The organism is Streptomyces atriruber, assembly GCF_001418325.1.
Classification (GTDB): domain Bacteria; phylum Actinomycetota; class Actinomycetes; order Streptomycetales; family Streptomycetaceae; genus Streptomyces; species Streptomyces atriruber.
Map to the genome: position 1 here is coordinate 1 of NZ_LIPN01000436.1, position 11,756 is coordinate 11,756.

Below are 11,756 nucleotides of genomic sequence, written 5' to 3' on the forward strand. Positions count from 1 at the left end.
CCGCGCACCAGCAGCAACTGCCGCCCCCCGGCGGCCGCCGCAGGCACCGCCCCGAGGAACCGTCCCGCGGCCGCCGCCGCGCGGCCCCGCGCCCCGCGTCCAAGGGCAGGCGGCCGGGGACCGTCCGCACCCCCACCGTCCTGCAGATGGAGGCCGTCGAGTGCGGCGCCGCCGCCCTCGCCATGGTGCTCGCCCACCACGGACGGCACGTCCCCCTGGAGGAGCTGCGCATCGCGTGCGGCGTCTCCCGCGACGGCTCACGGGCCAGCAACGTCCTCAAGGCGGCCCGCAGTTACGGCCTGACGGCCAAGGGCATGCAGATGGAACCGGCCGCGCTCGCCGAGGTGAAGGCGCCCGCGATCCTCTTCTGGGAGTTCAACCACTACGTCGTGTACGACGGCACGGGACGACGCCTCGGCCGCCGCGGCGTATACATCAACGACCCCGACAAGGGCCGCCGCTTCGTGCCGACGGAGGACTTCGACACCAGCTTCACCGGTGTCGTCCTGGTCCTCGAACCGGGCCCGGACTTCCGTCCCGGAGGCCGCAGGCCCGGCGTCATGAAGGCCCTGCCCGCGCGGCTGCGCGGCACCACGGGCACGATGCTCGCCGCGCTCCTCGCCAGTCTGCTGCTCGTCGCGGTCGGCGCGGCGCTGCCCGCGCTCAGCCGGACGTACATCGACCTGTTCCTGATCGGCCATCAGACCTCGCTGCTCGGCGCGCTGTTCGCGTCGATGGGCGCGATGGTGGCGCTCACCGTGGTGCTGACCTGGCTGCAACAGGCGAACCTGCTGCGCGGCCGCATCATCTCCTCCACCCTCGGCAGCGCCCGCTTCCTGCGTCATCTGCTGCGCCTGCCCGTCACGTTCTACGCCCAGCGCTCCCCCGCCGACCTCGTGCAGCGCCTCGCGTCCAACGACGCGGTCGCCGAGACCCTGGCCCGCGACCTCACGGCGGCCGGGGTCGACGGCATCGTCGTCCTCCTCTACGCGGCGCTCCTTTGGACGTACGATCCCCAGCTCACCCTCGTCGGTGTCGGCATCGCCCTGCTGAACATCGTGGCGATGCGCGTCGTCATCCGGCTGCGCGCCACCGGCACCCAGAAGCTGCGCGCCGACAGCGCCAAGCTCACCAACACCTCCTACACCGGCCTGCAGTTGATCGAGACGATGAAGGCCACCGGCGGCGAGAACGGCTACTTCCGCCGCTGGGCGGGCCAGCACGCCACCACGCTGGAGGAGCAGCAGCGCCTGGGGGTGCCGAGCGCCTGGCTCGGTGTCGTCGCGCCGACGCTGGCGACCCTGAACAGCGCGCTGATCCTGTGGATCGGCGGCCTGCGCGCGGTCGAGGGGCATCTGTCGATCGGGCTGCTCGTCGCCTTCCAGGCCCTCGTCACCCGGTTCACCGCGCCGATCACCCGCCTCAACGGCGTCGCGGGGCGCATCCAGGACTTCGCCGCCGACGTCGCCCGCCTCAAGGACGTCGAGAACTTCCCCGTCGACACGCTCTACTCACGCCCCGAACCCGCCGCCAGCACCCGCCGCCTCAAGGGTCACGTCACCCTCGACGACATCACCTTCGGCTACAGCCCCCTCGACAAGCCGCTCCTGACCGGCTTCTCACTGTCGGTCGGGCCGGGGCAGCAGGTGGCGCTCGTCGGCGGCTCCGGCAGCGGCAAGTCGACGGTCTCCCGGCTGATATCGGGGCTGTACAGCCCCTGGGAGGGCACGATCCGCATCGACGGACAGCGCCTGGAGGACATCCCGCGCGGCGCGCTCTGCGCCTCCGTCTCCTTCGTGGACCAGGACGTCTTCCTCTTCGAGGGCACGGTCCGCGACAACGTCGCCCTGTGGGACCCCTCCATCCCCGACGACGCCGTGGTGGCCGCACTGCGGGACGCCTGTCTGTACGAGGTGGTGGCCCGCAGGCCCGGTGGCATCCACGGCCGCGTGGAGCAGGACGGGCGCAACTTCTCCGGCGGGCAGCGCCAGCGCCTGGAGATCGCAAGGGCCCTGGTCCGCCGCCCGAGCATCCTCGTGCTGGACGAGGTGACCAGCGCCCTGGACGCCGAGACCGAACAGGTCATCATCGACAACCTGCGCCGCCGCGGCTGTGCCTGCGTCGTCATCGCCCACCGCCTGAGCACCGTGCGCGACAGCGACGAGATCGTCGTGCTCGACCACGGCCAGGTCGTGGAACGCGGCCGCCACGAACACCTCGTCGCCGCCGACGGCCCCTACGCCGATCTGGTCAAGGAGCACTGAGGTGACCTCCGTACCGGAACAGCACGGATATCCGCACGACACGGCCGACCCGGTCGCCGTCGCCTTCAACGCGCTCGGCGCACCCGTCGACTGCGCGGGACTGCGCAGCGTGCACCTGGAGGGGCCGCAGGTGCTGTGGCTCGTCGTGGCCGGCGCCCTCGACCTGTTCGCCGTCGACGCCGTGCAGCAGGGCCACTGGCACTACCTGGGCCGCCTCGAACCGGGCACGCTGCTCCTCGGTCCGGTCGAGGGCCCCCAGCACACCCTCGTCGGCCGCCCCCTCCAGGGCTGCGAGCTGCGCCGGATCCCGCTGCGCGAGCTGTACCGCCCGGACTACGGCGACAGCTGGTCCTACGAGCAGCAGTACCCGAGTCAGTACGACACCCAGGACGCGGCCCTGAGCCTGCTGGAGCACGCCTTCGCGCTCGGCATCGGACGCGGCCACCGGGTCCTGTTCGAGGCGCCGCTCGACGGGCGCACCATGGGCGACGAGGTGGTGGGAGACGACGACATCCTCTGGATGCCGGTCGCGCCGGGCAGCGTGCAGTACGGCGCCGCCTACAGCGCCGAGGCGGCGGGCGATCTGCTCGTCGACGCGGCGATGTGGCAGCGGATGGTCAACCAGCAGTACCGGCTGCTGGCCACGCTCGACCGGTGGATCGAGCGCCTGGAGCGGGCCCACGAGGACCGTACGGCGGCCGGTATCAAGGCGGGCGAGAGCGTCCGTGAGCAGGCCGACCGGACGCTGATCGCCTCCATCGGCCGCTCGGGGCGGCGCGGTGCGCGCCGCACGGAGTCCGGCGGCGGTGCCGACGCGACGTACGCCGCCTGTCGGCTGGTCGCGGGGGCGGCGGGCATCACGCTGTCCGGCGCCGCGCAGGGCGGTGCGGTGAGCGACCGGATCGATCCCGTGGAGCAGGTCGCGGTGGCCTCACGGATCCGCACCCGTGCCGTCCGTCTCGACGGGCGGTGGTGGCGTGAGAACGCGGGCCCGCTCGTGGGGCACCGTGCGGCGAGCGGCGCGCCGGTCGCGCTGCTGTGGCGGCGCGGCGGCTACGAGTCGGTGCACCCGACGTCGGGGCGGCGCACCCGCGTCGACGCGGCCAACGCCGACGAGTTCGAACCGCAGGGCGTGATGTTCTACCGGCCGCTGCCCGAGCGGCCGTTGACGCCGTGGCGGCTGTTCCGCTTCGGCCTGCGGGGCACCGGCGGCGACGTGCGCAACCTCGTGCTCGCCGGTCTGGTGACCGTGGTGATCGGCGCGCTGGTGCCGATCGCCACGGGGCAGGTGCTCGGGGTGTTCGTGCCGAACGCCGAGAAGAGCCTCATCGTCCAGGTCTCCCTGGCCGTCATGATCACCAGCATCGTCTCGGCGGCGTTCATGCTGCTCCAGAACCTCACCGTGCTGCGGATGGAGGGACGTATGGAGAGCACGCTGCAACCGGCGGTCTGGGACCGGCTGTTGCGGCTGCCCACGCGCTTCTTCGCGTCGCGCTCCACCGGTGAGCTGGCGAGCGCGGCCATGGGCGTCAGCGCCATCCGCCGGATCCTGTCGGGGATCGGCCCCGTCGCCCTGCAGGCCGGCTCGGTCGGCGCGATGAACCTGGTCCTGCTGCTGTTCTACAGCGTCCCCCTCGCCCTGGCCGCGCTGGCGATGCTGGCCGTCATCGCCGCCGTTTTCCTCACCCTCGGGCTGTGGGAACTGCGCTGGCAGCGACGCCTGGTGGAGCTCGGCAACAAGCTCAACAACCAGGCGTTCCAGACGCTGCGCGGCCTGCCCAAGCTGCGCGTGGCGGGCGCGGAGAGCTTCGCGTACGCGGCCTGGGCGGGCGAGTTCGCGCGCAGCCGGGAGCTGCAGCAGCGGGCAGGCCGCATCAAGAACGTCACGACGGTCCTGAACGCCGTCTATCTGCCGCTCTGCACGCTCGTCATGTTCGTGCTGCTCGCGGGCCCGGCGCGGGGCAGCCTGACCGCGGGCGAGTTCCTCACCTTCAGCACTGCCGTGACGATGCTCCTGACGTCCGTCACCCAGCTCACCGGCGCGCTGATCTCCGCCGCCTCGGTGCTCCCGATGTTCGAGCAGATCAAGCCGGTGCTGGACGAGGCTCCGGAGGTGCGCTCCGGCAGTACGCAGCCGGGCGAGCTCCAGGGCGGGATCGAGGCGCGCGACCTGTCCTTCCGCTACACCGACGACGGCCCGCTGGTCCTGGACGACGTGTCGCTGGCGATCCGGCCGGGCGAGTTCGTGGCCGTCGTCGGCCCCAGCGGCTGTGGCAAGTCGACGCTGCTGCGGCTGCTGATCGGCTTCGACGAGCCGGTCTCGGGCAGCGTGCTGTACGACGGCCAGGACCTGTCGGCCCTGGACCAGTCGGCGGTGCGCCGCCAGTGCGGCGTGGTCCTGCAGAACGCCCAGCCGCTCACCGGGTCGATCCTCGACTGCATCTGCGGCGCCGAGTCGTTCACGCAGGAGGAGGCGTGGGAGGCCGCCGCGATGGCGGGTCTCGCCGAGGACATCAAGCGCATGCCGATGGGCCTGCACACGATGCTCTCCGGCGGCGGAGCGGTCTCCGGCGGCCAGCGCCAGCGCCTGATGATCGCCCAGGCCCTGATCCGCCGCCCCCGCGTCCTCTTCTTCGACGAGGCGACGAGCGCCCTGGACAACGAGACGCAGCGCACGGTCATCGACAGCACCCGTGCCCTCAACGCCACCCGCGTCGTGATAGCCCACCGCCTCTCCACCGTCATGGACGCCGACCGCGTCGTCGTCATGGCGCAGGGCCGCATCGTGCAGCAGGGCCCGCCCGCACAGCTGTTGGCCGATACGGGCGGGCGGTTGCACGAACTGGTGCGGCGGCAGATGCGGTGAGGTCCCTGCGGGCCGCTACGCCGGGCGGGCCCCGGCCGCGGCGCCGGCGGCGTGCGGGAGGGCGTCGAGGATCCTGTTGACCGCGCGGTCGTCGTGGGCGGCCGTGACGAACCACGCCTCGTACACGCTCGGCGGCAGGGCGACCCCGCGGTCGAGCATCGCGTGGAAGAAGGGCGCGAACCGGAAGGTCTCCTGCGCCTGTACGTCTTCGTAGTCGCGGGCCGGTTCCGGGGCGAACAGGACGGAGAACAGGTTGCCTGCGGACTGGACGGTGTGGGCGACACCGGCTGCCGCGAGGGCTTCGGACACCGCCGCCCGCAGCGTGCCGCTCACCCGGTCGAGCCGGGCATAGGTCTCCTGGTCGGCGAGCCGGAGCGTGGCGAGCCCGGCCGCGACGGCCAGGGGGTTACCGGACAGGGTGCCTGCCTGGTAGACGGGCCCGTTCGGAGCGAGGTGCGCCAGGACGTCGCTTCGGCCGCCGACCGCGGCCACGGGCATGCCGCCGCCGATCACCTTGCCGAAGGTGACCAGGTCCACGTCGTAGGGCGGCTCGGCGGCGCTCGTCCTCTGCAGGCCCCAGTAGCCGTCGGGGGCGACCCTGAACCCGGTGAGGACTTCGTCGAGGATCAGCAGGGCGCCGTGCTCGTGGGCGATCGAGGCGAGCGCGGCGTTGAAGCCGGGATCGGGCGCGACGACGCCCATGTTCGCGGCCGCCGCCTCGACGATGACGGCCGCGATGCGCCCCGGGTGGGCGGCGAATGCGGCGCGCACCGCTTCGGGGTCGTTGTAGGGCAGGACCAGGGTCTGCTCGGCGATCGGCTCGGGGACACCGGCCGATGCGGGCAGGCCGAAGGTGGCGACGCCGGAGCCCGCGGCGGCGAGGAGTCCGTCGGAGTGTCCGTGGTAGTGACCGGCGAACTTGACCAGGAGCGGCCTGCCGGTGAAGCCGCGCGCCAGGCGGATCGCGGTCATGGTCGCCTCGGTGCCGGTGGAGACGAGCCTCAGTTCGTCGATGAGGCCGCCGGTCGCACGGGGGCCGCCGAGCCGTCGGACGACGAGCTCGGCGAGTTCGGTCTCGGCCGGGGTGGTGGCGCCGAAGGAGAGGCCCAGGGCCGCGGCGTCCTGCACCGCGGTGACGACCTCCGGGTGGGCGTGACCGAGGATCGCGGGACCCCAGGAGGCGACGAGGTCGACGTACTCGCGGCCCTCGACGTCCGTGACGTACGGGCCGGAGGCGGAGACGAGGAAGCGGGGCGCGCCGCCGACCGAGCCGAACGCCCGCACGGGTGAGTTGACGCCGCCGGAGATGACCTTCCGCGCCCGGGCGAACTCGGATTCGTTGCTCGTCCTGCCGGTCGGCGCAGGCGAGGCGGTGGAACTGGTTGGAACAGCCATGCAGTCAGTCTAGGGCGGTGACCGAACCGGTCCCGTGCAGCGGCGCGCCGCCAAGTCCCCTTCTCCTGCTGCCAGTTAGGGCCCGTTCGGGCCGAGTGCCGGTGGAGTGCGAAGGGAGCGTGAGTGGAGTGCGGGTGGAGCACAGGCAGAACCCCAATAGCCCCATCCGTCACTTTCGGACAAGTTGCCGAACCCGGTCCCCTGCCTGGTGGGCCCGCGTCCGACTCACCGGCGACGCCGGTGAGCGGCTTGCCCGGGGCGCCGCACGACGGCTCCCCGAAGGCCCGTGGTGACTTGAACCGCCGGGTCCCGTGGACACTACAACGACCTCTCATTACGGTCGGCTGAATGCTGACAGCGAGGCTTCACGGGATCGCGGATCTGCGCGTCGGGGACGAGCCTGAGCCGGCGGCCGGCCCAGGTGAGGTCCTGGTGCGGGTGACCGCGATCGGGATCTGCGGATCGGACCTGCACTGGTACGAGGACGGCGCGATCGGCGACGCGAAGCTGAGCCGACCACTGGTGCCGGGGCACGAGGGCGCTGGGGAAATCCTGACCGGGCCGCGGCGCGGGGAGCGGGTCGCGATCGACCCGGCGTTCCCGTGCGAGGCGTGCCGGGCGTGCCGGGCAGGCCGTCAGAACCTCTGCTACAACATCGTGTTCTCCGGCCACGGGGTGACGGACGGCATGCTGCGCGAGGTCATGCCGTGGCCGTCGCACCGGCTGCACCCGCTGCCCGACACGGTGTCCGACGTGGGCGGCGCGATGCTGGAACCGCTGGGCGTCGCGCTGTGGGCGATGGACCTCGGCCAGGTGCCGTTCGGCGGCACGGCGGCGGTCGTGGGCTGCGGCCCGCTCGGCCTGCTGCTGATCCAGCTGCTGCGGGCCGCGGGGGTGTCCCGGCTGATCGCGGTCGAACCGCTGGCGCACCGGCGTGAGGCCGCGGCCAAGTGGGGCGCGGACGAAGTCCTGGACCCGACGCCCGCCACGGCATCGGCGGCATCGGCGGCATCGGCGGCATCGGCGGCATCGGCCGACCTTCCCGCGCACGACTTCTCCGCGTACGGCGTCGACGTCGCGTTCGAGATGGCCGGGAACGACGACGCGGTCCACATCGCCATGGAGTCCGTGCGTCCGGGCGGACGCGTGGTGCTCGGCGGCATACCGGGCTCGGACACGACGACGTTCCGTGCCTCGCTCGCGCGCGGCAAGGAGCTGACCATCGCCATGGTGCGCCGGATGGGCGAGGTCTACCCGCGCGTCATCGATCTGGCCGCGCGCGGTGTCGTGGCGCTCGACCCCCTGGTGTCGTCCCGGGTCCCCCTGGCCGACGCCTCTGCGGCATTCGCCGATGCGCAGCGCCGCACCGGCCACAAGGTCGTCATCACACCTTCTGCGTAGGATTGTTGCACGCCCAATCACGTTGAATGGCGCTGAATGGCACTGAATTGCGGCACAGCGCACGGCAATTCCGCGCCGCATTACCCGGTGAGCGAAAAGGCCTTCTCGGCGGCGGAGCAATGGGAGCCTCGGACGACGATCTCTTTCCGCAAGTCCGCAAGGGGGCCGGGCCGGTGAGCGCGCGGCGCGGTATCGAGGCAGCCGGAAGCGCCTCGATCCGCGACGCTGCTACTCTCACCGCTTCCGCCCCCTGAGAGTCCCACGGCGCCCGTGCCGCCGCCGAGTTCGGAGTTCCTGCAGTGCTTTTCGACGTCACCCGCAGCGAGCTCACCCGCGTCTTCGGCGAGGACCGGCTCTCGACCCTGCCCGCCACGGCCTTCCCGCCCTCCGCCGCGGACACCGAGGGCGCCCGCCTCCTGCGGACCGTCGGCGTCCCCACCGAGGCTTTCCACCTGCGCGAACCCGATGAAGGCTCGGGCCTGCTGCCGCTCGTCCAGGACGTCGTCGACACCGAGGACTTCGAGGACGCCCCGGCGGGCGCAGGCCAGTGGCCCGTCATCGGCTGGCTGCTCAACGCCCACCTCGCCCTCGACCCCGGTTCCGGCAAGGTGCTCGCGTTCGACGCCGACGCGGAGAACGTGCAGGAGCTCCACACCGACGTCTCCTCCCTCATCCAGGTCGCCCTCCGGTTCCGGCGCCTGCTCGAAGAGTTCACCTTCAGCGGCAGCGACGCCGACAGCGGCGGCAGCGACGAGGAAGCCGACTTCGAGCGTCTCGAGCGCGAGGTCGAGCTCATCCGCCAGGAGACGAGCCGCATCGACCCCCTGCCTTTCCAGGACGACTTCGGGGATGGCGAGACCGTGTGGTCGGTGATCAGCGAAGAGATCGCCATGGGCCGGCACTTCGAGGGCGGCAGCCCGGGAGCCCGCTCGCTCTACGGGTGATCCCCGGCCGCTGTCGCCCACGCCGACCAGCCCGGCTCCCCACCGGGCCCTGATTTCGTGCCGCCCCAGGCAAGTCGCCGCCCCATTGACCAGAATTTCCAAAGGCTTTAGGAAAGCTTGAAGGCCTAGGGCCGACGACCTAGTCCCACCGGGTCCATTCAGGCCACACCTATCTGTCGCCAACTGGCCGGTTCCGGCCCCGTGATGACGCCTCTCTAAAGCGACGCCAATCCCGCCCAAGAGCCGGGTTGACCCTCTACAGCGCGCGTGCCTAGCCTAAAAATGGCCACGCCACGTATGGCTACACCACATACATAGTCGACAACCCTTTCGAGGGTTGACTCCGGTTGGGGGTGACGATGTCCGATTTAGCGACGCGCGGTATTGCGAAGGAACCGATCGCGATCATCGGGATGGCATGCAGGTATCCCGGTGGCATTACGACCCCCGACGAACTCTGGGAATTCCTCACGGCCGACTCCGAGGCGATTTCCGATTTCCCCGCAGACCGGGGATGGGACGTCGAACGCCTCCGCTCGGATCCCGCTCGGGCCGGTGCCAGCTCGGTGGACCGCGGCGGATTCCTGGACGCCGCGGAGTTCGACGCCTCGTTCTTCAGCATCTCGCCGCGCGAGGCGGTCGCCATGCACCCCGAGCAGCGCATCCTGCTCGAAGTGGCGTGGGAGGCGTGTGAACGCGCCATGCTGGACCCCCTGTCGGTGAGCGGGACGAACATGGGCGTGTTCGCGGCGCGGCTCTCGACCGAGTACGGGCCGCCGATGCATCTGGCGCCGGAGGCGTCGTCCGGGCTGATGCTCACCGGGAACATCCCCAGTGCGATCAGCGGCCGCATCGCCTACACGCTGGGCGTCGTCGGACCCGCCATCACGATCGACACCGCCTCGTCCGGTTCGCTGGTCGCCATCCACCTCGCGGTGCAGGCGCTCAGGGCCGGGGAGTGCGACCACGCGCTGGCGGGCGGCGTCTCGGTCATGCCCACGCCGGGGTTCTTCACCGAGTTCACCAAGCAGCAGGGGCTCGCGCCGGACGGGCGGCCCAAGCCCTTCTCCACCGACGCGGACGGCACCGTCTGGTCAGAGGGGGCGGGCATGGTCATGCTCACCCGGCTGTCGGACGCCCGCGCGAACGGCCACCGCGTCCTGGCGGTGATCCGCGGCTCCGCGGTCAACTCCGACGGCGCGACCGAAGGCCTGGTCGTGCCCAGCGCCCCGGCTCAGGAACGGCTGATCGTCCGGTCGCTCGCCAACGCCGGTCTGGCACCCACCGACGTGGACGCCGTGGAGGCGCACGGGTCGGGGACCAGGGCCGGTGACCGGGCGGAGGCGGGCGCCCTCATCGCGACGTACGGCGTCGACCGCCCTGCGGAGCGGCCGTTGCTGGTGGGGAGTGCGAAGTCGAACATCGGCCACTCCCAGGCCGCGGCAGGTGTCGCCGGAGTGATCAAAACCGTGCAGGCGTTGCGGCACGGCGTACTTCCCGGGCTGGTGCACTTCTCCTCGCCCACACAGCAGGTGGACTGGGAGGGCGGCGGAGTGCTGCCGCTGGCCAAGACCGTGGAGTGGCCGCGCCAGGACCGGCCGCGGCGCTGCGGGGTCTCCTCCTTCGGCGTGGCAGGCACCAACGCGCACATGATCCTCGAAGAGGCGCCGCGGGAGGCGGAGGCTGCGCCCGCGGAGACCGCGCCCACGGCAGGGACGGCGGAGACGACGCGGCCGACGCTGTTGCCCTGGGTGGTCTCGGCACGCAGCGAGGAGGGACTGCGCGCGCAAGCGGCACGGCTGCTGGAGGTGGCGGATACCGAACGCCCCGAAGACGTCGGCCTCTCCCTCGCGGTGACCCGCGCACGCTTCGACCACCGGGCAGTGGTGCTCGGTTCAGGACGCGAGCAGTTGCTTTCCGGACTCGCGTCGTTGTCTCGCGGAGAGCCGTCCGCGCATGTGGTGCGGGGAACGGCGGCCTCGGACGTGCGGCCCGTCTTCGTCTTCCCGGGGCAGGGCGGCCAGTGGCCCGGCATGGCGACGGCCCTCGCGAAGTCCTCCCCCGTGTTCGCGAAGTACCTCGCCACATGCGGTGAGGCGTTGGGGCGTTACGTTCCCTGGTCCCTCTCCGACGTACTCGAAGGGGCCGAGGGAGCGCCGGGGCTGGAGCGGGTCGACGTCGTGCAGCCGGTGCTGTGGGCCGTGATGGTCTCGCTCGCCCAGGTGTGGCGGGAGCACGGCGTCGAACCGGCCGCCGTCGTCGGCCACTCGCAGGGCGAGATCGCCGCCGCGTGCGTGGCCGGTGCGCTGTCCCTGGACGACGGGGCGCGCGTGGTGGCGCGGCGCAGCCAGCTGGTGGTGCCGCTGTCCGGCAGCGGGGCGATGCTCTCGCTGGGTCTTGGCGCCGACGAGGCCCGGAAGCGGACGGCCCGGTGGGGCACGCGCCTGTCGGTCGCCGCGGTCAACGGCCCGGGATCCGTGGCCGTGAGCGGTCACCCCGAAGCGGTCGCGGAACTGCAGGCCGAGTGCGAGGCCGACGGCATCCGGGCCCGCACCATCAACGCCGATTACGCGTCGCACAGCAACCACGTCGACCCGATCAAGGACGAACTGCTGGCCGCGCTGGCCGACGTACGACCGCAGGCCGGATCGGTACCGATGATCTCGACGGTGACCGGCGAACCGATCGACCACAAGGAGCTCGACACGGACTACTGGTGGCGCAACCTGCGCCGGACCGTGGAGTTCGAGGCAGCCTCGCGCCACCTGCTGACGGCCGGTCACGAGCTCTTCGTCGAGATCAGCCCGCACCCCGTCATGGCCTTCGGGCTGGAGAGCACCATCGAGGCCACCGGCGCGAACGCCACGGTCATCGGCACCCTGCGCC

The 11,756-nt window shown here is 71.8% G+C and carries 6 protein-coding genes; 5 read left to right on the plus strand and 1 reads right to left on the minus strand.

Annotated features, from left to right (window positions below; translation table 11 throughout):
• Positions 1 to 17: 17 nt before the first annotated feature.
• Together AOK03_RS34995 and AOK03_RS35000 are read left to right on the plus strand one after the other, a co-directional pair.
• Positions 18 to 2,264 (plus strand): NHLP family bacteriocin export ABC transporter peptidase/permease/ATPase subunit, encoded by a 2,247-nt coding sequence (locus AOK03_RS34995; protein ID WP_055569422.1) that lies wholly within the window; start codon positions 18 to 20, stop codon positions 2,262 to 2,264.
• 1 nt (position 2,265) lies between these two features.
• The gene (locus tag AOK03_RS35000) at positions 2,266 to 5,130 is read left to right on the plus strand and encodes an NHLP bacteriocin export ABC transporter permease/ATPase subunit (protein WP_055569418.1); all 2,865 of its coding nucleotides are present in this window, start codon (positions 2,266 to 2,268) and stop codon (positions 5,128 to 5,130) included.
• Between the two features lie 15 nt (positions 5,131 to 5,145).
• Here AOK03_RS35000 and hemL read toward each other — a convergent pair whose 3' ends face one another.
• Positions 5,146 to 6,525, minus strand: coding sequence for a glutamate-1-semialdehyde 2,1-aminomutase (hemL, locus tag AOK03_RS35005; RefSeq protein ID WP_055569419.1), 1,380 nt, complete (start codon positions 6,523 to 6,525; stop codon positions 5,146 to 5,148).
• 348 nt (positions 6,526 to 6,873) lie between these two features.
• Between hemL and AOK03_RS35010 the strand changes: the two genes are divergently transcribed.
• The 3 genes from AOK03_RS35010 to AOK03_RS35020 all read left to right on the plus strand — a co-directional run.
• Positions 6,874 to 7,926: a zinc-dependent alcohol dehydrogenase gene (locus AOK03_RS35010; RefSeq protein ID WP_055569420.1), complete on the plus strand. Its 1,053-nt coding sequence runs from the start codon at positions 6,874 to 6,876 to the stop codon at positions 7,924 to 7,926.
• Between the two features lie 299 nt (positions 7,927 to 8,225).
• Positions 8,226 to 8,870, plus strand: a complete 645-nt coding sequence (locus AOK03_RS35015) for an SUKH-4 family immunity protein (protein ID WP_055569421.1) — start codon at positions 8,226 to 8,228, stop codon at positions 8,868 to 8,870.
• A gap of 413 nt (positions 8,871 to 9,283) precedes the next feature.
• Positions 9,284 to 11,756 (plus strand): type I polyketide synthase (locus AOK03_RS35020; RefSeq protein WP_208609655.1); only part of this gene is annotated, 2,473 nt, incomplete at its 3' end.